The 24,064-nt window shown below is 63.1% G+C and carries 28 protein-coding genes, 2 tRNA genes and 1 pseudogene; 12 read left to right on the plus strand and 19 right to left on the minus strand.

Annotated elements, in window-relative coordinates; translation table 11 throughout:
- Positions 1–122: 122 nt before the first annotated feature.
- The 5 genes from FJ930_RS07595 to FJ930_RS07615 form a co-directional block, all read right to left on the minus strand.
- Positions 123–1,130 (minus strand): glycosyltransferase family 4 protein, encoded by a 1,008-nt coding sequence (locus FJ930_RS07595; RefSeq protein WP_246676828.1) that lies wholly within the window; start codon positions 1,128–1,130, stop codon positions 123–125.
- Positions 1,131–1,301: 171 nt separating this feature from the next.
- Positions 1,302–2,090, minus strand: a complete 789-nt coding sequence (locus FJ930_RS07600) for a GGDEF domain-containing protein (RefSeq protein ID WP_141836457.1) — start codon at positions 2,088–2,090, stop codon at positions 1,302–1,304.
- Between the two features lie 186 nt (positions 2,091–2,276).
- Positions 2,277–2,498, minus strand: coding sequence for a hypothetical protein (locus FJ930_RS07605; protein ID WP_140611363.1), 222 nt, complete (start codon positions 2,496–2,498; stop codon positions 2,277–2,279).
- A gap of 270 nt (positions 2,499–2,768) precedes the next feature.
- Positions 2,769–2,845 (minus strand) — tRNA-Arg (locus FJ930_RS07610).
- Positions 2,846–2,899: 54 nt separating this feature from the next.
- Positions 2,900–3,205 (minus strand): ETC complex I subunit, encoded by a 306-nt coding sequence (locus tag FJ930_RS07615; RefSeq protein WP_140738129.1) that lies wholly within the window; start codon positions 3,203–3,205, stop codon positions 2,900–2,902.
- Positions 3,206–3,330: 125 nt separating this feature from the next.
- Here FJ930_RS07615 and FJ930_RS07620 point away from each other — a divergent pair.
- Together FJ930_RS07620 and FJ930_RS07625 are read left to right on the plus strand one after the other, a co-directional pair.
- A tRNA-Pro gene (locus tag FJ930_RS07620) sits at positions 3,331–3,407 on the plus strand.
- A gap of 149 nt (positions 3,408–3,556) precedes the next feature.
- Positions 3,557–3,982, plus strand: coding sequence for a cupin domain-containing protein (locus FJ930_RS07625; protein WP_141836459.1), 426 nt, complete (start codon positions 3,557–3,559; stop codon positions 3,980–3,982).
- Positions 3,983–4,285: 303 nt separating this feature from the next.
- Here the strand turns inward: FJ930_RS07625 and hdaA are convergent, their stop codons facing one another.
- From hdaA to FJ930_RS07640, 3 genes are read right to left on the minus strand one after another with little or no spacing between them, the layout of a single operon-like run.
- Entirely contained in the window at positions 4,286–4,990 is a 705-nt protein-coding gene (hdaA, locus tag FJ930_RS07630; protein WP_140739101.1) for a DnaA regulatory inactivator HdaA, read from the minus strand.
- A 1-nt stretch (position 4,991) separates the two neighbouring features.
- Positions 4,992–6,194 carry an AI-2E family transporter gene (locus FJ930_RS07635; protein WP_141836461.1) on the minus strand — a complete coding sequence of 401 codons (1,203 nt, stop codon included), beginning with the start codon at positions 6,192–6,194 and terminating at the stop codon, positions 4,992–4,994.
- On the minus strand, positions 6,166–6,723 hold the full coding sequence (locus FJ930_RS07640; protein ID WP_141836463.1) for a CDP-alcohol phosphatidyltransferase family protein: 558 nt from the start codon (positions 6,721–6,723) through the stop codon (positions 6,166–6,168). Before FJ930_RS07640 ends, FJ930_RS07635 begins: the two co-directional genes overlap by 29 nt.
- Before the next feature lie 210 nt (positions 6,724–6,933).
- Here FJ930_RS07640 and purM point away from each other — a divergent pair, with 210 nt between their 5' ends.
- Genes purM through FJ930_RS07670 form a run of 6 tightly spaced genes read left to right on the plus strand, consistent with a single transcriptional unit; the run spans position 6,934 to position 10,239 of the window.
- On the plus strand, positions 6,934–8,043 hold the full coding sequence (gene purM, locus FJ930_RS07645) for a phosphoribosylformylglycinamidine cyclo-ligase (RefSeq protein ID WP_141836465.1): 1,110 nt from the start codon (positions 6,934–6,936) through the stop codon (positions 8,041–8,043).
- Positions 8,040–8,753 carry a phosphoribosylglycinamide formyltransferase gene (purN, locus tag FJ930_RS07650; protein ID WP_141836467.1) on the plus strand — a complete coding sequence of 238 codons (714 nt, stop codon included), beginning with the start codon at positions 8,040–8,042 and terminating at the stop codon, positions 8,751–8,753. The genes purM and purN overlap by 4 nt, the downstream gene beginning before the upstream one ends.
- Before the next feature lie 51 nt (positions 8,754–8,804).
- Positions 8,805–9,080: a type II toxin-antitoxin system ParD family antitoxin gene (locus FJ930_RS07655; protein WP_141836469.1), complete on the plus strand. Its 276-nt coding sequence runs from the start codon at positions 8,805–8,807 to the stop codon at positions 9,078–9,080.
- Between the two features lie 3 nt (positions 9,081–9,083).
- Complete coding sequence (locus FJ930_RS07660; RefSeq protein WP_141836471.1) at positions 9,084–9,377, plus strand: type II toxin-antitoxin system RelE/ParE family toxin; 294 nt, start codon at positions 9,084–9,086, stop codon at positions 9,375–9,377.
- 1 nt (position 9,378) lies between these two features.
- The gene (locus FJ930_RS07665) at positions 9,379–9,720 is read left to right on the plus strand and encodes a hypothetical protein (protein WP_246676829.1); all 342 of its coding nucleotides are present in this window, start codon (positions 9,379–9,381) and stop codon (positions 9,718–9,720) included.
- Positions 9,721–9,729: 9 nt separating this feature from the next.
- Positions 9,730–10,239 (plus strand): histidine phosphatase family protein, encoded by a 510-nt coding sequence (locus tag FJ930_RS07670; RefSeq protein ID WP_140738102.1) that lies wholly within the window; start codon positions 9,730–9,732, stop codon positions 10,237–10,239.
- 35 nt (positions 10,240–10,274) lie between these two features.
- On the opposite strand, the gene FJ930_RS07675 is transcribed toward FJ930_RS07670, so the two are convergent.
- Positions 10,275–10,517, minus strand: coding sequence for a DUF680 domain-containing protein (locus FJ930_RS07675; protein ID WP_140738099.1), 243 nt, complete (start codon positions 10,515–10,517; stop codon positions 10,275–10,277).
- Between the two features lie 392 nt (positions 10,518–10,909).
- Here FJ930_RS07675 and FJ930_RS07680 point away from each other — a divergent pair, with 392 nt between their 5' ends.
- Entirely contained in the window at positions 10,910–11,578 is a 669-nt protein-coding gene (locus FJ930_RS07680) for a response regulator (RefSeq protein WP_141836475.1), read from the plus strand.
- Entirely contained in the window at positions 11,568–12,926 is a 1,359-nt protein-coding gene (locus tag FJ930_RS07685) for a sensor histidine kinase (RefSeq protein ID WP_141836477.1), read from the plus strand. Before FJ930_RS07680 ends, FJ930_RS07685 begins: the two co-directional genes overlap by 11 nt.
- Positions 12,927–12,936: 10 nt before the next feature.
- On the opposite strand, the gene FJ930_RS07690 is transcribed toward FJ930_RS07685, so the two are convergent.
- The 6 genes and pseudogenes from FJ930_RS07690 to FJ930_RS30020 all read right to left on the minus strand — a co-directional run bounded on the left by FJ930_RS07690 (position 12,937) and on the right by FJ930_RS30020 (position 18,994).
- Complete coding sequence (locus tag FJ930_RS07690) at positions 12,937–13,815, minus strand: ABC transporter permease (RefSeq protein WP_140738093.1); 879 nt, start codon at positions 13,813–13,815, stop codon at positions 12,937–12,939.
- A 10-nt stretch (positions 13,816–13,825) separates the two neighbouring features.
- Positions 13,826–14,635: an ABC transporter ATP-binding protein gene (locus FJ930_RS07695; RefSeq protein ID WP_140738090.1), complete on the minus strand. Its 810-nt coding sequence runs from the start codon at positions 14,633–14,635 to the stop codon at positions 13,826–13,828.
- A 105-nt stretch (positions 14,636–14,740) separates the two neighbouring features.
- Positions 14,741–15,754 (minus strand): ABC transporter substrate-binding protein, encoded by a 1,014-nt coding sequence (locus tag FJ930_RS07700; RefSeq protein ID WP_141836479.1) that lies wholly within the window; start codon positions 15,752–15,754, stop codon positions 14,741–14,743.
- Positions 15,755–15,951: 197 nt separating this feature from the next.
- Positions 15,952–16,664, minus strand: a pseudogene (locus tag FJ930_RS07705) (4-hydroxy-tetrahydrodipicolinate reductase).
- 10 nt (positions 16,665–16,674) lie between these two features.
- Positions 16,675–18,768, minus strand: a complete 2,094-nt coding sequence (locus FJ930_RS07710) for an ATP-dependent helicase (protein WP_141836481.1) — start codon at positions 18,766–18,768, stop codon at positions 16,675–16,677.
- 52 nt (positions 18,769–18,820) lie between these two features.
- Positions 18,821–18,994, minus strand: coding sequence for a hypothetical protein (locus FJ930_RS30020; RefSeq protein WP_181763305.1), 174 nt, complete (start codon positions 18,992–18,994; stop codon positions 18,821–18,823).
- A gap of 110 nt (positions 18,995–19,104) precedes the next feature.
- Between FJ930_RS30020 and FJ930_RS30025 the strand changes: the two genes are divergently transcribed.
- Positions 19,105–19,266, plus strand: coding sequence for a hypothetical protein (locus FJ930_RS30025; protein WP_181763306.1), 162 nt, complete (start codon positions 19,105–19,107; stop codon positions 19,264–19,266).
- Positions 19,267–19,301: 35 nt separating this feature from the next.
- Here the strand turns inward: FJ930_RS30025 and FJ930_RS07715 are convergent, their stop codons facing one another.
- The 4 genes from FJ930_RS07715 to FJ930_RS07730 all read right to left on the minus strand — a co-directional run bounded on the left by FJ930_RS07715 (position 19,302) and on the right by FJ930_RS07730 (position 23,401).
- A complete protein-coding gene (locus FJ930_RS07715) occupies positions 19,302–19,475 on the minus strand; it encodes a hypothetical protein (protein WP_226890592.1) in 174 nt (57 codons plus the stop codon).
- Between the two features lie 323 nt (positions 19,476–19,798).
- Positions 19,799–20,959 (minus strand): M20 aminoacylase family protein, encoded by a 1,161-nt coding sequence (locus tag FJ930_RS07720; RefSeq protein WP_141836483.1) that lies wholly within the window; start codon positions 20,957–20,959, stop codon positions 19,799–19,801.
- Positions 20,960–20,963: 4 nt separating this feature from the next.
- Complete coding sequence (locus tag FJ930_RS07725; protein ID WP_141836485.1) at positions 20,964–22,196, minus strand: Zn-dependent hydrolase; 1,233 nt, start codon at positions 22,194–22,196, stop codon at positions 20,964–20,966.
- Complete coding sequence (locus FJ930_RS07730; protein ID WP_141836487.1) at positions 22,193–23,401, minus strand: diaminopropionate ammonia-lyase; 1,209 nt, start codon at positions 23,399–23,401, stop codon at positions 22,193–22,195. The genes FJ930_RS07725 and FJ930_RS07730 overlap by 4 nt, the downstream gene beginning before the upstream one ends.
- Positions 23,402–23,507: 106 nt before the next feature.
- On the opposite strand from FJ930_RS07730, the gene FJ930_RS07735 reads away from it, so the two are divergent.
- Entirely contained in the window at positions 23,508–23,987 is a 480-nt protein-coding gene (locus FJ930_RS07735) for an Lrp/AsnC family transcriptional regulator (RefSeq protein WP_141836489.1), read from the plus strand.
- The last annotated feature ends 77 nt before the right edge of the window (positions 23,988–24,064 follow it).

Raw genomic sequence — 24,064 nt, forward strand, 5'->3', positions numbered from 1 at the left:
CGATGCCGGACGCCCCGCGATTCACCCGACGAAAAGCCTTAGCGCGATGTGGGGATCGATGCCAAACGGGCTGGTTGGATTGTTGGCTGAGAGTGTCTGGAAGGCCAGACCGCGTGGCATCGCTAACTGCGATAAAAGTCCAGCCGCTGCCGCAATGCCTGCGGCGAAAACAGCTGCTCGACGGTCTGCCGCGCCTTGCGGCCCACTTTCGCCCGCAGCGCCGGGTCGGCTTTGAGTTCGGCCAGAATCGCTGCCGCCTGTTGCGTCGTTTCGAACAGGTAACCGTTTTCGCCGTGCCTGATATGGTCGGCGTAGCCGCCATGCGAATGGCAGACCACGGGCAAACCGCAGGCCATCGCCTCGAACACCACGCGGCCGAATGTCTCGACATGCGAACCGGTGCGATAATAGAACACGTCGAGCGTCGGTAGAAACTGTTCGGCGGCCAATTGGCCCTGAGGCAGGAGTTCGAGTTGGGGGTGCGGCGTGAGCTTGTCCCTGAGCGGCATCCCGCCCTGAATCCTTACCGCGGCGCCATCGGCCAGCAAGGCCTCGTAGAGCGCCACATCGTCGCCATGATGCTTGTCCGCCGTATCCCGGCTCAGCCGCCCCACAGTGAACGGACCATCCAGCCTTGCCACTCGTGGTGAGAAACGGTCGATATCGATCGGCGACGGATGCACGACGCCTTCGACATGCAGCATGCGCTTTTGAAAGTCGGAGATCAGCACCAATTCAGCCTCCGGCCAGCCCAGCAGGCGCGGCATGCGTGTCGTCAGCGCTATGATCTTCGGATGAAAGGTGTTGAAGACATAGATCAGCCGGCGTGGTCGCCGGATCAGGTGGGGCCACAGCTTGTTGCGCCAATGCGCGCCGACGAAAACATGGATGCCGCCATCAGGCACGTTGCGCGTTGCCGGCGAGACACGGCGAATCGGAAACTGCCGCATCAACTCGTCGGACACGCGCGAGGAGGTTGCCCAAAGACGTACCGCCGAGTCGGCGCTTAACAGCCGATACAGCTCCAGGGTTTCGCGTTCGCTGCCGCCAAACGGGTTTTGAAAGCCGTTGAACAAATGGATCATGATCGCTGTGCTTATCTGGCCTTGCCGGGCTGTCTCGCCATTCATTCGCCGGCACCGAAAAGGCCCTGACCGTACCGTCGGCCGGACGGTCGAGGAGCTCAAGAAGGGCTGGAACGTCCCCGGCGGTGCCCCATACATCACTTACCGGAGGAAGCACACAGACAAGAAAGCGTCAAGGAAGCGGTCTCTGTCCGTCCGCACCGCCGGTGGCTCTGGTCAATGCACGGTGGCGGGGCTGGGCGCAGGCATCAGCGAGGCTTCCGCCGGATCGAAGCTGACCTGATCGCGTCCATTCGATTTGGCCGCATAAAGGCGCCTGTCGGCGGCGGAGAATATTGCCTCGTAGGTGGTCGGCCCGTTGAAGCTGGTGCCGCCGATGCTGACGGAAAGCGGACAGGAGCGGCCGCCGGGCGAAAAGTCCATCTCGCGAATCCGCCGGCAGATGCTTTCGGCAACCAGCCAGGATTGGGAGGGATCGACACCGGGAAGAAACACGCCGAATTCCTCGCCGCCAATGCGGCCGACGATGTCGCTGCCGCGCAACTGTTCCTTGATCGCCTGCGCGATCAGCTTGAGGGCCTGGTCGCCACAGTCATGACCGAGGCGGTCGTTGATCGCCTTGAAGTGGTCGGCATCGATGATCAGCAACGCGCCGGAGCGGGTCTGCTCTTGCTTGCGGGTCTGCTCGAGATAGGCTTCGACCAGCATCGAGAAGGCGCCGCGGTTCAGAACCGCCGTCAGACTGTCGGTCGCGGCAATGATGCTGAGATCGCGCTGGGCTATGGCCAGTTGGCGGATCTTCCACATAAGAAAAAACAGAAACGAACCGCCCAGGATCAGAGGAAGCAGCAGGTCGGTCATTTCCGCGCGCCGAACAGCTTCGGACGATAGATAGGGAAAATTGAACGAATCGACGAAAAACGCCACGGCAATGAAGAATGCCGTGCCGGCGGCCGTCACAGCGATCACCCTGCCCCAGCTGGTCGGCGACAGGTCGAGCCTCATCCTGTTCCACTCCGTTAGCCGTCTCAACCATGACGTGCCAACGCAAACAAAATGATAAGACTTTCCTTTTAATTCGAGATCAGATGCCCCGGAGCCGGGCACGCTCGCCAATGGACAACCGTGCTCCGGCGATGAAAGCAAAGCTCATTCACCGAATCCGATGCGGATGCAGGGAAATCCTGAACGTCAGCGGTTGGGCATCGATTCGCCCGCCTCGACAACGAAGGATGCCGCGATCAGGTCGTCGGCATCCAGTTGTAGGGAGCCGTCGCCTGCACCCATGATGGCGGCGACCTTATGAAAGGTCTTCATCTCATAATCGGAAATTTCGGCATCCCGCATTCTGGCCTTGAGTTCGGCGATACGCCGCCCCAAGGCAGGGGACGTTCCAATTTCACGTTTCGACATGGCTTGGCTTCTCCTCCCCCAACCCGTGCTTGCTTTGCCTCGCCCATTCGCCAGCCCGCATATTGCCTTTTATGAGGCTCCGCGAATACAAGGCCCCGAACGCGCAGTGCGCGCTAAGGTTCCAGCCTTGGCAGATCACGAAATAATTCTACGGTCGCCGCGCGGACGGGCCTGAAACTCCCGCCCAGCTTCCGTTACACAGCGCAGCCTTGGCAGCGATTAGATTCGGCGGCTTCGGCAAGATCATACGGCATAAGCCGTTGAAATTATTGGCGATCCCGGCAGGATTCGAACCTGCGACCATCGGCTTAGAAGGCCGGTGCTCTATCCAGCTGAGCTACGGGACCGCTGGCCGGCTTGGGGCCGGTAGTGTTCGCTCTGGCGCCCATTTGGGCCTGCGATCAATGCGTCCAGGGCGTCCTGCGGTCATAGCGGAAATTCTCCGCATAGGAAATCTGGCGGCGCTTGGGCTCTTTCGGCTCCTCGACGCGGAAGGCAAGCCCTTCCTTTTCGGCGTAGGCCACCGCCTCTTCCCGCGTGTCGAAGGTGAGCCTGATCTGGCTTTTCATGTCCCCCGACGTGGTATAGCCCATCAGAGGATCGATCTTCTTGCGCATCTCGGGGTCGAATTCCAGCACCCAGTGGCCGGTCTTGGCCTTGCCGGACTGCATCGCGGTTTTGGCTGGGCTGAAAATGCGCGCGGACATGGCCACCTCGTTACTGTGCAAGGCAGCATCGCCACCTTTTCGCCCGTCATTACTGCGCAATGAGGACCGCGGCAAGGTTTTTGCACTTGCCATGCAGCACCGAAATGAATAGGCAACAGACCGTTCGGAGTGTAGCGCAGGCTGGTAGCGCATCTGGTTTGGGACCAGAGGGTCGGGAGTTCGAATCTCTCCACTCCGACCATCCCTCTCGAAAACACAGTATCGACCGCCATTGGCGTGACCCTATGGCCACCTCGCGCCGCTTCCGGTCGTGGGCCTTGCCGCGACAGTTTTCTGGTGCAAGTCTGTTTTCTGGCGAAAGTCCAAAGGCGGCAACGGGGGCGCTTCGAAATGGCACCAAACGACAGGCCGGTGATCACCAGGAAAGGCCAGGAGAGCAACAAGACCAGCCAGTCCGGGGGCATGGCGCTGGTCACCGGTGTCGGGCCGCAACACACCTCGGCGACAAGACTGTGGTTTGGCAAGGCGAGCAACGCGCCCGGCTTTCGTTCGCTGCCACACCACCATGGCGAAGCTGAAACCGGCGCATACCTGCTGTCGGGCAATGCCCGTATCTATTTCGGCGAGGGCTATCAGGAGTTCGTCGAGTTATCGGCGGGCGATTTCATGTTCGTGCCGCCGTTCCTGCCGCATCTCGAGGCCAATATGAGCACGACGGAAGAACTGTGGTGGCTGGCCTGCCGAACCCCTGAGAACATCGTGATCAATTTGCCTGACGTCGACGACGCCCAACTCGCCGGCTACCGCCGTGGTTGAGCACGTTCCGCCGACTGAGCATCGGCAATCGCCCAATGCATTTGAAGGCAAGCTCGCCGGGCGAGAACCCCAACCGCCTCGTGCCCGGCGAGCCCGCAACCTGATTTGGAGCGCAATCAGGACCGGGATCAGCCGGCAAGCTTGCGTTGCAAGACGGGTGCCAGCTGCCGTTTCCCGAAATGGGACGGCAGTTGGGGACAACGAACCGCCATTTGCAGGCCGGATGAATATCGAGGCCGGCCTAACTCTTGTTTTGACGCAATTCCGGACAGAAAACCGTTTCACGCCCTTTCCTGGAACTGCTCAGATCTCGAACTCGCCCTGCCCCTCATCCATGGCACTGACTGTTTCGGCCGCCAACGCCCTGGTGATCGGCATCTTGCGCTCGAGCGCGGTGCGGTCGAGCCGCTCCACCACGCGCATTGCTGTCGCCAGCGAGCGTTCGATGCGCCGCACCAGATACTGCACCACATGCGGTTCGACCTCGACCTGGCGGTCGGCGAAGAGCTTGGTGATGACGCCGGCGAGCAGGAGATCGTCAGGCTCATGGATCTCGACCGTCGCCGCCGCCTTCAGCCGTGAGGCAAGATCCGGCAGCGAAACACCCCAGGCCAGGGGAAAGCGGCGCGCCGTCAACAACAGCGTCGAGCCGGCGCCGCGCACCGCATTGATCAGATGGAACAGGCCTTGTTCGTCGATTGGCCCCGCATCGACATCGTCGATCAGCGCAGGGCGAGCGCCGAGATTGGCGATGCTGTCACCAATGCGCCTGGCATCCACGGCCAGCGCGTTGGCATGCGCACGCCAGATTGAGGAGAGATGCGTCTTGCCGGAACCGGCGGGACCGGCCAGCACCACCACCGGCGAGGGCCAGTCCGGCCAACGATCGACCAACGCCGCCGCCTGATGGTTGGTGCCGGAGACGACGAGTTCGTCCCGCGAATAGCCGGTACCATGGCCGAGATCGAGCGGCAGTTGGCGAGGCGGATCGGTTCGCTGGGCGGTCACTTCAGCCACGCGACTGCGTGCGGTGACCCCCGCCGCGATCTGCCGGCAGCGGCGGCAAGGGCTGTGTCGAATGGCCCTTGTAGAGCGGCGATTCGAGATAGCGGGCTATGGCAAAGCGCACCAGCACGGCGACGGCGGCGGATGCCGGCACGGCAATCAGCAGGCCCACGAAGCCGAACAGCGCACCGAAGGCAAACAGCGCGAACATCAGCCACACCGGGTGCAGGCCGACACTTTTGCCGACCAGCCTGGGCTGCAAAATGTTGCCTTCGATGAACTGGCCGATGAAGAAGACCACCGCCACCGCGACGATCATGGTCCAATCCGGCCAGAACTGCACGAAAGCGACGCCAACGGCCAGCACCAGTCCGGTCAGAGAGCCGACATAGGGGATGAAAGAGATCAGTCCGGCGAACAGGCCGATGAGAATGCCGAAATTCAATCCGGTCAGCGTCAGGCCGGTGGCATACATGGCGCCCAGGACAAGACAGAGCGTGCCCTGCCCGCGCACGAAGCCGGCGGTCGCGGTGTTGACGTCGCGCGCGATGGCGCGCACGGTCGCGACATTGTCGCGCGGCACCCAGCTATCGATGACCGCCACCATGCGGTCCCAGTCGAGCAGCATGTAGAAGGCAACGACCGGCGTCACCACGAACAGGCTGATCACCGAGACCAGCGCCACGCCGGAGCTCCAGATCGAGGTGAAGACCGTGGTCAGCAGGCCGAAGCCCGAGGTCAGCAAGGAGTTCAGCCCGTCGCGCAAACCATTGGCGTTGACGCCGAATTTCTGTTCGAGCCATTTCGGATCAAAGGATGTGATCAGGCTCTGCAGCCGGGTCAGATACTCCGGCAGTTTGCCGGCGAAATCGGCCATCTGGGTGGCCAGAACCGGAATGAGGATGACAAAGGCCAGCACCAGTACGATGAGGAAGGTGATGAGGATGACCACCGTCGCCATGAAGCGCGACAGGCCGAGCCGCTGCAGCCGGTCGGCGACGGGATCGAGGAAATAGGCAAGCACCATACCGGCGACGAAAGGCAACAGGATAGCGCTGAAAACATAGAGGAAAAGCGCCACGATCGCCGCGCCGGCGAGCCAGAAGAAGATTTGCCGGCGGAACGCGTAGGACGCGGCAAGATCGGCAGCCGCAGCTTCGATCACTGCCGCTTCTTTCTCAGATGTCCGGAGTGGAGCTTTCGCCATAGCCGCTCATATGCCTCAGCCAAGCCACGAGATAGGCCGTGGCCGAAGCCACGGTCAAGACCCCGGACAGCAATATGAGGGCAGGCCGCAGAGGGTCGAGGTGCGTGGCAAAGGCGAGCTCTCCCAGCACAGTCGCCGCCAGTACGATCTGGATGGCGGTATTGGCCTTCGACACCAGAAGCGGCTTCATCTCGACCGGATGGGCCATGACGGTAGACAGCAATACGGCGCAAACGATCAGCGCGTCGCGCGACACCATGGTGACGACAAGCCACAGCGGCAGTTCGCCTGCGAAGCCCATGACGACGAATGCCGACACCAGCAGCAGCTTGTCGGCCATCGGATCGAGATAGGCGCCGAGCCTGGACTGTTGGTTGAAACGGCGGGCGATGAAGCCGTCGACGCCGTCCGAGACGCCGGCAACGACGAACCCGGCAAAGGCCCAGTCCCAGCGCGCCTGCAGCATCGCCAGCACCACGGCGGGCACCAGGATAAGGCGCAGGAGGGTGATCATGTTGGGGATGGTCAACGCATTGTCCCGCCGTATTTTTGCCTTGAGATAGATGAGGGAGATGGAGAGCCGAGGCAAGGAGGAAGCAGGTTGGCTAGCCGCAAACGCCGCGTGCGATGCCCCGGCTATCCACGCTTTTGTCGGGCCAAATGGCGCCCGCTTCCGCCGTTATCCTTGCGGACAGAAACCGTTCATGCGAAGAGCCCGCAAACGAGCAGGAAAATTGTGATGAGCAAGCGCGAAACTGGCCAGCACAAAACGGGCCAGCACAAAACGGGCAAGCGCAGGAACGGGCTCACCTATGCCGAGGCCGGCGTCGACATCGATGCCGGCAATCTGATGGTCGAGAAGATCAAGCCGCTGGTGCGCGCCACGCGCCGGCCGGGCGCGGATGGCGAAATCGGCGGTTTCGGCGGCCTGTTCGACCTCAAGGCTGCCGGCTTCACCGATCCGGTTCTGGTGGCCGCCAATGACGGCGTAGGCACCAAGCTCAAGATCGCCATCGAGGCCGGCAAGCACGACACGATCGGTATCGATCTCGTCGCCATGTGCGTCAACGACATCGTCGTGCAGGGCGCGGAGCCGCTGTTCTTCCTCGATTATTTCGCCACCGGCAAGCTCGATCCCGACCAGGGCGCCGCGATCGTCGGCGGCATCACCCAAGGATGCCGGCAGGCCGGCTGCGCGCTGATCGGCGGCGAGACGGCGGAAATGCCCGGCATGTATCATGGCAAGGATTACGACCTTGCCGGCTTTGCCGTGGGTGCGGCCGAACGCGGCCAGCTTTTGCCGACCGACGATATTGTCGAAGGCGACGTGCTTTTGGGCCTCGCCTCCTCCGGCCTCCACTCCAACGGCTTTTCCCTGGTTCGCCGCATCGTCGCCGCCAGCGGCCTTGCCTGGGGCGATCCGGCTCCGTTCAACGACGAGGCCACGCTGGCCGAGGCGCTGCTCGAACCGACGCGCATCTACGTCAAGTCGATCCTGAAGGCGATCCGCAACACGCATGGCATAAAGGCGCTGGCGCACATTACCGGCGGCGGCTTCCCCGAAAACATTCCGCGCGTGCTGCCGAAGGACTTTTCCGCCGAACTCGACCTCGACGCCATCGAGGTGCCGGCAGTGTTCTCCTGGCTGGCCAAGACCGGCGGCGTGGCGCCGGAGGAGATGATGCGTACCTTCAATTGCGGCATCGGCATGATCCTGGCGGTGGCGTCCGGCCAGGCGGCGCAGGTCGCCGCCGTGCTGCAGGAAGCCGGCGAGACGGTGACGCCAATAGGCCGCATCGTGCCGCGCCGCGACGCCGGAGTGATCTATCGGGGCTCGATCGGCCTATGAGCATGCAGAGGAAACGCACCGTCGTTCTGATATCGGGACGTGGCTCCAACATGACGGCGCTGATCGCGGCGGCGAGCGACCCGGCCTTCCCGGCCGAGATCGTCGGCGTCATTGCCGACAAGGCGGATGCCGCTGGGCTCGGCATCGCCAAGTCCCGCGGCATCGCCACGCAGGTCATTTCCCGTGCCGACCATGGCAGCAAGCAGGCGCATGATGCCGCGATCGACGCGGCACTCAAGGCGTTCAATGCCGAGATCGTGGCGCTGGCCGGCTATATGCGTATCCTCACCACCAGCCTTGTCGAGAAATGGCAGGGCCGCATGATCAACATCCACCCCGCCCTGCTGCCCGCGTTCAAGGGCCTCGACACCCATGCCAGGGCGCTCGCGGCCGGCCTGCGCATCCACGGCTGCACCGTCCATTTCGTCACGCCCGAAATGGATGACGGCCCGATCATCGCTCAGGCGGCCGTGCCGGTGATGGTCGGTGACAATGCGGATATGCTGGCCGCCCGGGTGCTGAAGGCCGAGCACAGGCTTTATCCTCTGGCCCTGGGACTGGTTGCCGAGGGAAAGGCGCGCATGGAGGCCGGCCGGACCGTGCTTGCCTATTTTGCCGACGATGCCGACAACGGCACTTCGGTGGTGATGGCACCCGACCCGCTGCGCGAGGAAGCCGACCTTGAGCATCTGGCACGGATTACGCCCTGACCTTGAGGTTGGTAGCAAATATTGCTACCTTCTGACCAAGGAGACAGTTCGATGACGACAGTCGAAAAGGTCAGCGTGGCGCTTTCCCCGGAACTCCTGGAGATGGTCAAGGACGCCGTCGGCAGCGGACGCTATGGATCGGTAAGCGAAGTGATCCGCGAGGCACTGCGCGAGTGGCGCTTGCGTCAGCCGCTCCGCGAAGCCGAAGTGGAGCGATTGCGCAAGGCTTGGGCGGAGGGGCTGGAGAGCGGCCCGTTTGCTGATTTCGACATCGAGGACATCAAGCGAAAAGCCCGCAGCCGGCTCATCGACACTTCCAAGAAATAGGCCATGGGAAGCGTACAGATCATTCGCAGCCCGGCGGCGGAAAATGATCTTGTCGATATCTGGCTTGCCATCGCCGGGGACAGCCCACGTGCCGCCGACCATTTTCTGGATGCCATCGCCGAGCGCATCCTGCACCTTGCTGACCTTCCCGAAGCCGGACCGCGCAGACCCGACATCGCCGCTGACGCCAGAGCGCTGACCATTGGCAACCATCTAATTCTCTATCGCCTGGCCGGAAGACGGATCGAGGTCGTGCGCATCGTGCATGGCGCGCGTGATGTGTCGACGCTGTTTTAGGATGGAAGCCTTGGACATCTTCGACAGTTCAATGCGAAGAAAAGGCGACCTCGCCGGTGTCTTCGAGTACGATGAGGCCGGTGGACCACAAAACGCTACGGCCTATTTTTATCTGAGCGAAATCGAGGGCCAGGCGGTTGGACCGATCGTTGGCGTGATTCACATTCGCTCAGGCGCGTGGGCGATCACCGAGGCAGATGTCGCCGTCAGGTGGGATCGGGACGAGCAACGTGTGGGCCTGTTTGTCTTCGGCGTCCTGACAGCCGCCTTTGATGCCGCCACAGGCGCGAAGTACGGTGGCGGACATGGCAAGGATTTCAATGCCTTGATTCCCTGGTCCTGACAAATGCCGATGAAACAACTTCTCTTGCTTCGTCATGCCAAATCGAGCTGGGACGACCCTGATCTCGATGATTTCGACCGGCCCGTGGCCGATCGCGGGTTGAAGGCCGCCCGATTGATGGGCCGCGAGCTTGCGGCGCGCGACTGGCTGCCGGAATTGGCGCTGGTATCGCCGGCGCTGCGCACCCGCGACACCTGGCGGCTGGTGGCGGCGGAGTTGCCCGTGCATCCGCGGGTGGCGTTCGCCGAAGCGCTCTATGAAGCTTCAGCAGCCGATATTCTGGGGCAGGTTCATAAAGCCGACCCGTCGAGCGGTTGCCTGGTGGTGGTTGGCCACAATCCAGGCCTGGAGAACCTGGCGAGACAGCTTGCCGCGCCAACGTCGGAGATCAAGGCGCGCAAGAGGCTGGAGGAAAAGTTCCCGACAGCGGCCCTTGCGCGCTTTGTCTTCGAAGGCCACTGGTCTGACCTATCGTCGGCGCGGTTGACACATTGCCTGCGTCCAAAGGATCTGAGCTAGACTCCGTCAAGCCTGCTGCACACCGTCTCAAGACGTCAGTTCCCCCAGATGCCCTGGCCCGGTTCCGGCCAGTCGGTGGTGGCCTTCATCTTGGTGTCGGCTGCTGCCTTGTGCACGGCCATTTCCGCAGTCTTGACCGCGCCGGTGACGGCATGGTCGACGCCGGCTACCGCAGCAACCGGCTGATTGGCATTGTCCGAACCATAATGGTCACTGCCGGCAAAGGCGGCGCCGGCAGCAACAAGGATGGCGACGATAGCCAGAGCGATCTTGTTCATTTCAATCTCCTGTTTCATCCGTTAGGCGGCGTCTTGGGAGGACGGTTCCGCTGAGGACAAGACCCGAGGCCGTTCGGTTTTATTCCTCGAAGTGGAAGCTTTTTGGTGCCGAGCGCGAAGACCGGCGCTCAAGACGATGCCGGCTGGGCCTGCCCTCTTGCTCATAAACAAGAGGGCCAAGCCCACCACACGGTCCCTCATAGAAATCGAACCGAACGGGTTGGCTTTACGATCGAGATTGCAGCCCGGGCACTGGATCTCCCACATTTGCGTTGCGACGGGATCGATATTATCGCTTGCAGACGCTCACCAATGGAACGCGATCCGGCTGTGCCGGTCAAAGAAGCGGACGGAATTCAGCATGAAGTGCTGCCCGGGACAGAGTTAGAGAAATGCGGCTGCTGCTTGTCGAGGACAATCGCGAACTGGCTGATTGGCTGGGCAAGACCTTGCGTCAGGCAAGCTACGTGGTCGACATCGTCCATGACGGCGAGGATGTCGAGCATGCGCTGGCGGCCGGCGACCATGCGCTGGTCATCCTCGACCTTGCGCTGCCGCGCATGAGCGGGCTGGAGGTGCTGCGCATGCTGCGGGCGCGCGGCAACCGGGTACCGGTGATCGTGCTGACCGCCAACGCCAGCCTCGACGGACGGGTCAAGGGTCTCAACGAAGGCGCCGACGACTATCTGGCCAAACCCTTCCAGATCGAGGAACTCGAAGCGCGCATCCGCGTGCAGTTGCGGCGCGCCAACGACCGGACCGCGCCTGTCGTTGCCTGTGGCGATCTCGTCTTCGACACCAACACGAGGCTGTTTTCGCTCGCTGGCGAGACACTGTCACTGACGCCGCGCGAACACGCGGTGCTTGAACAATTGATGGTCAAGGCCGGGCGAACCGTGAGCAAGGCCGCCCTGTCGGCGGCGATCTACGACTTCGAGACCGACGCCGACCCCAGCGCCATCGAGATCTATGTGCACCGTGTGCGCAAGAAGCTCGAAGGGTCGCGGGTCCAGATCGCCACCTTGCGCGGCCTCGGCTATCTTTTGCGCCATGAGGATTAACAGTCTTCGCCTGCAGTTGCTGGCCTGGGTGGTGCTGCCGCTCGCCGGGCTTGCCACCATCAACCTATGGACCAGCCATGGCAATGCGCTGGCGACCGCAGATCTGGTCACCGACCGCATGCTGCTGGGTTCGGCGCGGACCATTGCCGAGCACGTGGCCGTAACCGACGGCGTGCTCGATGCCGCGATACCACCAGCGGCGATCGAGATGTTCGATACCGGTGATCGCGACAGCGTCTATTACCATGTCAAGGCTGCCGGGGGGCGGTTGCTGACCGGTTATCCCGACCTGCCGGAGGCGTCTAAGCCGCCCGACGCCGAGGCAAGCTATCGCGGCCATCGGCTGAGGCTCCTCACCTTTAGCCACGCCGTGGTCGGAGCCGGCGTCGATTCACCCATAACGGTCACTGTGGGTGTAACGCTTGCCGGTCACGACGCGATGGTCAAACGCCTGTGGCTCAGCGCCTTTGCCCAGCAACTGGCGCTGGTGGCAATCGCCGGTGTGTTCGTTCTGCTTGGCCTGCATCGTGGCCTGGCGCCGCTGATCAGGCTGCGCGACGTGGTGCGCTCGCCAGGCCGAAATGAACTTGATCGGGTCGAAGTGCCCGGTGCGCAAAGCGAGATCCGCCCGCTGATCGACGCGCTGAACGCTTATATGGAACGCGTGCGGGCGCAGATGGCGGCGCAACGCCGCTTTATCGCCAACGCCGCACACCAGTTGCGCACACCGCTGGCGCTGCTGTCGACACAGGCAAGCTATGCGCTGCGCGAAACTTCGGCCGATCAGCGCCAGGAAGCATTGGTGGCGCTGCAGGCGAGTTCCGGCAAGCTGGCGCGGCTCGCCGAACAGCTGCTCACCCTGTCGCGGGCCGAGCCGGGCAGCCGGCGGCCACGCGCCGATCGCATCGACCTCACCGAGGCCGCCCGGCAGGTGCTGGAAACGCATGCTCCGTACGCGATCGCCCGTAAGATCGATCTCGGCCTCGAGGAGGCCGGCCCCGTGCCGGTCATCGGCGACGGCACCATGCTGCGCGAGATGATCGTCAATCTTGTCGACAATGCGCTGCGCTACTCACCATCAGGCGGCTGCGTCACGGTCAGACTGGCGATCATCGAAGGCGAAGCCGTTCTGACGGTCGCCGACGACGGACCCGGCATTCCCGAGGACGAACGGGATCACGTGTTCGAGCGCTTCTACCGCATCGCGGGTTCTGCGGAGGAAGGCAGCGGGCTCGGGCTCGCTATCGTGCGCGAGGTCGTTGAAAATGCCGGCGGCCGCGTCACCCTTGGGGATGGCGCGGCCGGTGGTCTGGTGGTCGAGGTGCGGCTGCCGCTCGCAGCCAGCTAAAGTCCGAAGCTTACTGCGTCTCGTGCAACGGCTGGGGGCGCCATTTTGCCAGGCGGTCCTCGACCATTGTCATCAGGTATTCGGCGCCAAGCGCCACCACCATTACGATGACGATCGCGGCATACATGCCGGCGGCATCGAAGGATCCCTTGGCGATGTTGATCAGCAGGCCGATGCCGTAGCGCGAGCCGACGAATTCACCGACGATCGCGCCGATGATGGCAAAGCCGAAGCTGACATGCAGGCTGGCGAAGATCCAGCTCATCGCCGAGGGGACGATCACCGAGCGCGTGAGCTGCCAGTTGGAGGCGCCGAGGATGCGGGCATTGGCGATCATTGCCCTGTCGGCTTCCCGGACTCCCTGGAAAGCGTTGTGGAAAACGACGAAGAAAACCATCACGAAGGCGAGTGCCACCTTGGAGGCGAGTCCGAGCCCGAGAATCATGATGAAGATCGGCGCCAGAACCACGCGCGGGATGGAATTGATGACCTTGATGTAGATGGAGAAGATATCGGCGGCCATCCGGTTGCGGCCGAGCGCGACACCAATGATGATGCCGGCGACCGAGCCGGTGACGAAGCCGATGACCGATTCCTCCATGGTGACGTAGAGGTGGTACCAGAGAGGCCCTTCGGAAGTTCCTTCCGTCGTCCACTCATAGAGCCGCTGCGCGATCGCGCTCGGCATCGCATAGAAGAACGGATCGATCCAGGTCATCCGCGCGGCGACTTCCCACAGCACGAGAAAGGCGACGAGAATAGAGACCCGCCAGAACATCACGGTACGGCGGCGATGCAGGGCTGCCTTGGCGGCGGCCGCTTCGATTTCCGCATCGGAGGTGCCCGGCTTGAAAGCTCCCGCTCTGATGTCGATGGCAGCATCGGTCATGGCTTCCTCCTTAGGCCGCGGCGCGTGCATAGCTGGTCTCGACCTCTTCCTTGAGGTCGGCCCAGATGGTGCGCGAGTAATCAATGAAGCTCTGCTCGTAGCGGATGTCAGCAACGACGCGAGGACGTGGCAAATCTATGCTGTAGACCGATTTCACAGTCGCGGGTCCGGCGGTCAGGACATAGACCTTGTCGGCGAGGGCAATCGCCTCTTCCAGATCATGTGTGACGAATACCACGGAAGCCTTCGTTTGCGACCATAGGCGCAACAGTTCCTCGTGCATCAGGACACGCGTCTGGACGTCGAGCGCGGAAAACGGCTCGTCCATGAGAAGGATCTCGGGTCCGTTTATGAACGTCTGCGCCAGCGCCACCCGCTTGCGCATGCCGCCCGAAAGCTGGTGCGGATAATGGTGCTCGAACCGCGACAGCCCGACACGCGCCAGCCAGTCCTTTGCAGCGGCCGTGGCCTCCGGCTTCGCCTTGCCGCGAAACAGTGGACCGGCCATCACGTTCTCGATCACGGTCCGCCAGGGAAACAAGGCGTCGCTCTGGAACACAAATCCGATGCGCGGATCTATGCCCTTTACAGGGGCACCCATGACCCGAACCTCGCCGGCACTTGGGCTGGCCAGCCCCGTGACCAGGTTGAGCGTCGTGGATTTTCCGCAGCCGGTTGGACCGACAACGGCGACGAACTCGCCGCGCTCCACCGTCATGGTGAAATCGCGCAACGCCGTCAGCGATTTGCCGGTGGGCGAAAGGAAGCGACGGCTGACATTGATCAGCTCGATCGCTGGTGTGGTCTTTTCCTGGATCATGGTGGAACTCCGGGTTCGAGCGAACGCCCGCCGTCGGCCAGAGCCGCCGGACGCTGGAAACTGACGATTGCCGGCGCGATGCTTTCATCGCGCCGGCACGGCCGGCTACTTGGCGTTCTTGACGAATTCCGAGGTGTAGGTCTTGGCCAGATCGATCTGCTTGCCCTGCAAGTCCTTCGAGAAGGCCGAAAGCACCGCCAGCACCGTCTCGGGCCCACCTTCCGGCATGATCCCGTCCGGCGTAAACATCGCCTTGCCGGCATCAAGTGCCTTCACGTAGCCTTCCTTGTCGCCGACATAGTAGTCCTTCGGCATCTTTTCAGCGATCTCGGCGCCGCTGTGCGTGTTGATGAATTTCTGCGTCTTGACGAAGGCGTTGGCCAGTTTCTGCACAACGTCTTTGTGCGCCTCGACCCAATCGGTCTGCATATAGAGGGAAGCAGCCGGATAGGTGCCGCCGAGAGCGGCCTTGGTGCCTTCTATCGTGCGCATGTCGATCAGAACGGAGGCTTCGCCGGTCTTCAAGAGCCGCGTGATTGTCGGTTCGGTGGTCATGCCTGCCTGGATCTTGTCTTGCTGCATGGCGGCGATGAAGGTGTTGCCAGCGCCGACCGGAACGGAAGTGAAGTCACCGAGCTTCAGACCGCTCTTGACGGCAAGATATTGCGTCAGGAAATTCGTCGAGGAGCCGAGGCCGGTCACGCCAAGGCTCATGCCTTTGAAATCGGCTGGGGACTTGATCTCGGGATGCTTGGTCGAAACAAGTTCGACTTCGCCCGGCGCCTGGCTGAACTGGACGATCGATTCGACGAACTTGCCCTTTGCCTGCAGATCGATGCAGTGGTCGTAGAAGCCGACGACCCCCTGCACTGCGCCGGCAAGCATCTCGTTCTCGGCATCGACGCCGGCGGGCTCATTCAGCAATTCGACGTCGAGACCCTCGTCCTTGAAATAACCGAGCGCCTCGGTCAGCTTGGCGGGCAGATAAATCTGTTTCTCGTAGCCCCCGACCATGATCGAAACCTTGTCGGCGGCGCGCGCGGACGGCGCGGACAAGGCCATGGTGGCGACGAGTGCGGTTGTGGCGGCTGAATCAAGCAGTATTCGCGCGAGCGACATGGCCTCTTCCCTTTGTTCGTTTCCGCGTCCCTCTCTCTCCCATCGCTTCTGCGACAATATGGGGACGCGCCGACAATGGTAATGGCATCAACCTTTCATCCAGCTTTCAAGCCGAAAACGATGGGAAATCTTGCAGATTGGTAAGCCATGACCAGCCAATTTCCACGGCACGTGGCTACATCCGCAACGTGCCCGTCTCAATTGTCCAGCCCCAGCACGTCGCGCATATCGTATTGGCCAGGCGGCCGCCCCGCCACCCAGAGCGCCGCGGCGATGGCGCCACGGGCGAACATGACGCAGTCGCCGGCCGTATGCGACAAGGTAAAAAGCTCGCCTTCGGCACAGAAGCCGACGCTGTGTTCGCCGACAATGCTGCCGCCACGCGTCACCGCAAAACCGACCTCGCCGGCGGGACGCGCGCCGGTGACGCCATCGCGGACGCGCCTTGCGACCGTGTCCAGTTCGATGCCGCGCCCGCCTGCAACAGCCTGCCCCAGCATCAGGGCGGTGCCTGACGGGGCGTCGATCTTGTGGCGATGGTGTGCCTCGAATATCTCTGCATCCAAATCATCGGGGCCGAGCGGACGATAGCGATCGTCTTTGCAGCGTTGGCGATAGTGGCCAGTTCGGCGGTACCGAAACCGGTCGAGCCGATCACCAGGGCCGGTCCGCCGCGCTCCGCACACAAGCTTGCCAGATCAGCGGACGCGGCCGGCGTGGTGAAATCGATCGCCACATCAGCCATTGCAAGCGCTTGATCGCGGCTCACCATCCCTTCGCCGACACTGCCCGGGCGGCGGAAGCGCGCCGCGAGCGCCAGCCGCGGATCGGCCTGCACGGCTTCCGCCATCTGGCGGCCCATGCGACCCAGCGCGCCGGCGATGGCAATCCTGACCGGCGGTTGCGCCATTGGCCTTCGCCTATTTCCACATGCCGCGCATGCGCGCGCCGATGTCCACGCGCACCTCCGGCCGGGGTGCCCTGCCCTGCGCCGCTTGCGCGCCTGGCCACGACATTTGCTGGAACGCACCCAGGATCGAAGCCGGAATGAAGCGGGTGCGCGAGGCGTAAAGATGGCGGTCTCCCCGCGCTGGCTGGCCGTGCGGGAAGAAACGCTGCGGCATGACCAGATTCAGGTTGTCCTTGGCCCTTGTCATCGCCACATAGAGCAGCCGGCGCTCCTCCTCGATGTCCTCCTTGGTACCGACACCGAGATCGGCCGGGATACAGCCGTCGACCGTGTTGAGCACAAAGACGTTCTTCCACTCCTGGCCCTTGGCGGAATGGATGGTCGACAGGATCAGATAGTCCTCGTCGCGATGCGGCGGCCCGGCCTGATCGCTGGTCGCGTCGGGCGGATCGAGTGTCAGCTCGGTCAGGAAACGCTCGCGCGAGGCATAGCCCGACCCGATCTGCTCGAGCTGCAACAGGTCGGCCCGCCGCGTGATCGCATCCTCGTGGATACGCTCCAGATGCGGCTCGTACCAGAGCCTGACCTGTTCGAGATCAGCCGGCCATTTGGCGCCGGCCCGCAGGCCGGAATAGAGCTCGACGAAGCCCGGCCAGTCATCCGCCGCGCGTTGCGGAGGACGCCATCCCGCCAGGCCCATCGCCTCGTCCAGTGCCGTTGTCATGGTCTCGACGATTTGCCCGGCGGCCGAAGGGCCAATGCCAGGCATGAGCTGCAGCACCCGAAAGCCGGCGACGCGGTCGCGCGGATTTTCGGCGAAGCGCAGCACCGCCAGCACATCCTTGACGTGCGCGGCGTCGAGGAACTTCAGGCCTCCGAACTTCACGAAAGGGATGTTGCGCCGCGTCAACTCGATTTCGAGCGGCCCACTGTGGTGCGAGGCGCGAAACAGCACCGCCTGCGATTTCAGCGCCGTGCCGGCCTCGCGCTCGGCCAGGATGGTGTCACAAACGAAATTGGCCTGCTCGACCTCGTCGCGCACGCTCACCAGTCTCGGCTTGTCGGCGGATTTACGCTCCGACCACAGGTTCTTGGTGAAGCGTTCCGGGGCCTCGCCGATCACCGCATTGGCGGCTGCGAGAATCGTCTCTGTCGAGCGGTAGTTGCGCTCCAGCAGCACCACATCGGCCGCCTGCGCGAACTGCCGGGGGAAATCGAGAATGTTGCGCACCTCGGCGGCACGGAACGAATAGATCGACTGCGCATCGTCGCCGACCACCGTCAGTCCGGCCCCGTCGGGCTTCAGCGCCATAAGGATCGAAGCCTGCAGCCGGTTGGTGTCCTGGTACTCATCGACAAGCACATGGTCGTAGCGGCTCCCGAGATGCGTCGCTATTTCCGGCTCTGCCGCCATCTGCGCCCAGTAGAGCAGCAGATCATCGTAATCGAGCACGTTCTGCGCCTGCTTGGCCTCGACATAACCAGCGAACAGCTGCTTCAGCTGCTCCGCCCACCCGGCGCACCAGGGAAAGGCGGACCCCAGCACCTCGCCGAGCGGCGTCTGCGCGTTGACGGCGCGCGAGTAGATGGCAAGGCAGGTGCCCTTGGTGGGAAAGCGCGCTTCGGTCTTCGAGAAGCCGAGTTCATGGCGCACGAGGTTCATCAGATCGGCGGAATCCTCCCGATCATGGATGGTGAAGGCCGGATCGAGGCCGATCTCCAGCGCATAATCGCGCAACAGCCGCGCACCGATGCCGTGAAAGGTGCCGGCCCAGGTCAGCGCATCCGTGATCACCGCGGCGTCGCGGCCAAGCACCTCGCCGGCGATGCGCTCGACGCGCCTGGCCATTTCCGCTGCGGCGCGCCGCGAAAAGGTCATCAGCAGGATGCGGCGCGGATCGGCGCCCTTGACGATCAGGTGAGCGACACGATGCGCCAGCGTGTTGGTCTTGCCGGAGCCGGCGCCGGCAATGACCAAAAGCGGCCCGGCGATCTTGCCGTCACCATGCTCGACGGCCTGGCGCTGGGCGTCGTTCAGGCGGGCGAGATAGGCAGGCTGGGCAGTCGATTCCAGGAAGGTCGAATCATGGGCGGCAAGGTTCATCGCCCATCAAGCATCGTTTCCGCTTTGTTCGCAACACAGAAGCGCCGTGATACTACCGCTTGGGGTCGACACCCATCGCCGCCGATTGGCGGCGCAGTGCCTCGCGATCACTTCTTGGCGCCGGCAACAACAGCGGATCAACGTTACCGGGCACCTCATCGATTATCTTGCGAGCGAGGCGGTAGGCGAGAAAGGCAAAGGTGCCTGCCAGAAGCAAACGAAACATGCGGCGGTTCTCCTTTGATGGAGATCAACCGCAGATATGACGTTTTGTTCCCGACGCGAAATTCGCAACCAAACCGGCACCGCATCGTTGTGAGGCTGGAGGCGATAGCGATGAAAAAGCTAAGATTGGGCCTCGTTCTGGTGGCTTTGATCGTTTCGGCGACTGTCTCGGCTTGCGACAACAAACTGCCGCCGACGAAGGCCCCGGATGCCGGACAGAGCCCTTACGTCGCCGGCAATTCCGTTACGAAAGCAGGCAGTGCCGGCAATTGAGATGGTGTTCCGTACAACAAGATTGGGCCGGAGCATCAGGGCATCGCCGCGATGCACTCCTCGAGCCGCTCAAGGCGGAACTTCGCATTGCGCAATTCATGCCCTGCTTCATGCCGTTGCTGACGGCCTTGGGCTGGGGACGCCGCCGTCAGGTCTTTTTCGAGCTCGGCGATGCGCGCACGAACCTGGAGGGCCTCCTCCTGACGCAACGCCTTTATCCAGCTCCGCCCGCGCATCTGTGTCCTGCAAGCATCCCCGAAAGTCCGTCGCTTCCATGCCAGCAAGACCCTAACTTCCTGCAATGGCGAACATTCTAAATTTAAGGATTGCTAATTTAGCAAGACAAGAGGCGCAAGGAAGAAGGCCGGCGCCGCTTGGGAGGTAATCTGATAGCGCCGGCCAGGCGGATATCAGGTCCGCCGCGACACAGAGGCTAGCTGAGTCTTGCCCCTGCGTCATGCGACATCGCGGATTTCCGGCTTTCCCGGGCGTTTTCCCCCGGCAAAAGCGCGCCGAATGTATCCATCACCGTTCAAATCCCAAGCCGTTGCCTGGCGATGGCGACGTGGAAATTGGCGCCGAACAACAGCCCCTCATCATTGAAGTCATAGGTCGGATTGTGCAAAGGCGCCGAGGCCTCGCCGTTGCCGAGAAAGACGAAGCAGCCGGGCACGTGATCGAGGAAGCGGGCGAAATCCTCCGACGCCGTCATTGGCTCGCGGGCGAGCGCGATACTGCCCGGCTTGAAGACGTTCTTGGCGGCGGCGAAGGCCGCGTCGACCAGTTCGGCATCGTTGCGCAGCGCAACGAACTCTCTGGTATAGTTGACCACGGCGGTGACATTGTAGGCGGCAGCGGTGCCTTCGGCGATGACGCGCATCTGGCGTTCGATCTCGGCGCTGACCTCGGGGCGGAAACTGCGCGCGTCGCCGAGGATGCGGGCAAGACCTGGCAGTGCATTGCGGGTGCCGTCGGTAACCAGTTCGGTCACCGAAACCACGGATATGTCGGCAGGGCTCAGGCGACGCGCGACGATGGTCTGCAGATTGACGACCAGCGCACAGGTGGCGACCAGCGTTTCCTGGCCCGAATGCGGCCGCGCGGCGTGGCCGCCCAACCCCCTGAGCACGATCTCGAAATTGTCTTCGGCCGACATGACCGGGCCGGCACGGGTCTCGAAATGCCCGACGGGCAGGCCGGGCATATTGTGCAAGCCGAAGATCTCGTCGAAGGGAAAGCGCTCCATCAGGCCATCGTCGAGCATGGCCAGCGCGCCCCTGCCCCACTCCTCGGCCGGCTGGAAAATGAAGCGTACGGTGCCGTCGAAACCGCCCGCCTCGGCCAGCAGCTTCGCCGCGCCAAGAAGCATCGTTGTGTGGCCATCATGGCCGCAGGCGTGCATGATTCCGGGATTGCCGGAGCGATATGGCGCGGTGGATTGCTCGGCGATGCGCAGCGCGTCCATGTCGGCCCTCAGCGCGATGGCGCGGTTGCCGCTGCCGCGTTTCAACGTGCCGAGGACACCGGTGCCGCCGATCCCCTCGACGACATCGTCCAGCCCGAATTCGCGCAGCTTGGCCGCGACGAAGGCTGCCGTGCGCTTCTCCTCGAAACCGAATTCGGGATGCGCATGCAGGTCACGCCGCCATCCCGTCATCTCGTGCTTCAGTGTTTCGGGATCGAGTCCAGCCATTTCCTCACCCCTCGAACTCGGCAAGTTCGGTGACCACATCAAGCAGGATATTGGCGCCGGCAACAAGCTCGGCATCTTCGGTGTGCTCGCGCGGATTGTGGCTGATGCCTCCGGCGCTCGGCACGAAGATCATCGCCGCCGGCGCAATGCGCGCGATCATCTGGGCGTCATGGCCCGCGCCCGAGGTCATGCGCCTCGAGACAAGCCCGCGCTTCCTCGCCGCGGCCTCGATCAGTTCGACGACTTGCCTGTCGAAGACAACGGGCTCGAAGCGCGCCAGCCTTTCGACCGTCACGGCGATGCCGTCGGCGGCGAGCTGTTCCAGAAAGACCGCCAGCGCCGCCTCCTCCGCCTGCAGGCGCTGCTCGTCGGGATCGCGCAAATCGACGGTGAAGACAGCGCGTGATGGAATGACATTGATGGCGTTCGGCTCGAAGCGCATCGTGCCGACCGTGGCAACCGTTGGCGAGTTGGAGGCCGCGGCCCGGTCATGCAGGAAGGTGACCACGCGTGCCGCGGCGTATCCGGCATCGCGGCGCATCGACATCGGCGTGGTGCCGGCATGATTGGCGACACCATCGATGGTGATGCGCTGCCAGGAGATTCCCTGCAGGCTTTCCACCGCGCCGATCGGAATGCCTTCGCGCTCCAGGACCGGCCCCTGTTCGATATGCAGTTCGAGATAGATATGCGGCTTGAGAAAGCCCGGTTCGCGATCGCCGGCATAGCCGATGCGGGCCAGTTCCTGCCCAAGCGTGCTGCCGTCGGTCCCGACAGCGGCGAGTGCCGCTTCGACGTCGATGCCACCAGCATAGACCAGCGAGCCCATCATATCGGGAGAGAAGCGCACGCCCTCCTCATTGGTGAAGGCCGCGACGGCGAGCGGGCGCGACGGCGAAAGGCCGGACGCCTTCAGCGTCTCGATCACCTCCAGCCCGGCGAGCACGCCGTAGCACCCATCATAGATGCCGGCGTCGATGACGGTGTCGATGTGCGAGCCGATGAGCAGTGGTGCCTTGCCTGCATTGTCGGCACTTTGCCAAACGCCGAAAATGTTGCCGATGCGGTCGATGGCGACATCAAGCCCGGCCTGGCGCAGCCAGCCGATGAAGAGATCACGGCCCAGCCTGTCCGTGTCGGAGGCGGCCAACCGGATCAGCCTGCCCTCGCCGTCGCGACCAACAGCGCCCAACTCACGGATGCGACCAAGCAGGCGCGGTGCATCGATCGCGATCATGGTGTTGCCTCGGCAGCCAGCTTGCCGGCCAGCACGTCGGCCGGGTTCGTGCCGACCAGTTCGGCATAACGTTGCGGGTCGGTGGCGCCCTCGGTGTTGATCACCAGGACGCGGGAGTTGCCGTCGAGCCCGAGAACCATCTTGTTTTCGGCCACCGCCCGCATCAGTCCGGCGAGGCCGACGCCACCGCTTTCACCGGCGACGATCGCCGGATCGCTGCCGGCCGGCCGTGCCAGCCGGCGCATCACCGCGATGGCGTCATCCTCGTCCACGGTCATGAAGGCGTCGGCGGTGCGTGCCAGCACGCGCCAGGCGACTTGCGAGGCTTCATAGCATTCAAGCATGGCCATCACCGTCGGCCGGTCGTGCGCCACCTTGACCACGCGCCCTGCCTGGGCAGCCGCGACAACGCAACCGGCGCGCGCCGGCTCAACCACGGTGAAAATCGGCCTGGCGTCGCCGAGCACGATGGCCAGATGGCCGGCCACCGCGGCGGCAATGCCGCCGACACCCGCCTGGACGAAAACGTGGGTTGGCGGTTCCCGGAGCTGGCGCAGCGCTTCGCGCACGATCGCGGTATAGCCTTGCATCACCAGGCCAGGGATGCGCTCATAGCCCGGCCACGACGTATCCGACACCACGGTCCAGCCTTTGTCGGCCGCGACCTTCGCGGCTTGCCTGACCGAATCGTCGTAGTTTCCATCGATACGGACCATCTCCGCACCGTAGCGGGCTATTGCCGAAATCCGCTCCTGGCTGACACCGGAATGGACAAAGATCACGGCCTTGGCACCGGCAAGCTCAGCCCCTTGCGCGACGGAGCGGCCGTGATTGCCATCTGTGGCACAGGCAACCGTCATCGTCGCGGCGACAGCCCGAACATCGGGTCGATCGAGATCACCGACATCGACAGGGCCTCCAAACCGCTTCTCCGCTTCCTCCAGCACAAGGCGGAATACGGCATAGGCGCCACCCAGCGCCTTGAAGCTGCCGAGGCCGAGACGAAAGCCCTCATCCTTGACATGCAAGGCACCGAGGCCGAGTTCGGCAGCCAGCGCCGGCAGGGCGTGCAGCGGCGTTGTCAGGTGATTGTCGCGATGAGCAAGAAAGTGCTCGACGATGTCCGCCCCGGCGACCCCAAGTGTTTCGGCATCGGAGGCGATGAGTGGCTGGCGGTGCAGGGCATCGCGATTGAGCAGGAACACTGGCGCTCTCTCCTTTTGGGTCGCCGAGAATATATTGCAGGATCGGCGCAAAGAGCGCTGTAATTGACCCTCCAGAACGCAAGTTTGTTTCGCCAGGATGTCTCCATTGCCTCCATCGCCCCGCTCACTCGACAGCTTTGATCTCGCCATCCTTGCCATCCTGCAGCGGGACAACACCACGCCGCAGCGACTGATCGGCGAAGCGGTCAACCTGTCGGCACCGGCGGTGCAGCGCCGCATCAAGCGCATGGAGCAGAACGGCGTCATTGCAAGCAATGTCGCGGTGGTCGATCCGGCGGCGGTCGGCCAGCCGATCACCATCTTCGTCGAAGTGGAGCTCGAGAGCGAGCGCTCCGAGCTGATCGACGCGGCCAAGCGGCAGTTCTCGGCGGCGGCTGAAGTGCAGCAATGCTACTATGTGACTGGTGAGGCCGACTTCATCCTCGTCATCACCGTGGCCGACATGGGCGCCTATGAGGCGCTGACGCGAAAGCTGTTCTTCGGCAGCAACAATGTCCGCAAGTTCCGCACCTTCGTGGCCATGGATCGCGTCAAGGTGGGGCTGACGGTGCCGTTGCCGGATTGAACCTTGCCGGGCGCAGCTGAAGCGAGGCTCTGCCATGCTTTTGACATGCTCCGGACGCGAATTGTGCAGTGGAGGCG

The sequence above is a fragment of the Mesorhizobium sp. B2-4-15 genome (genome assembly GCF_006658505.1).
Classification (GTDB): domain Bacteria; phylum Pseudomonadota; class Alphaproteobacteria; order Rhizobiales; family Rhizobiaceae; genus Mesorhizobium.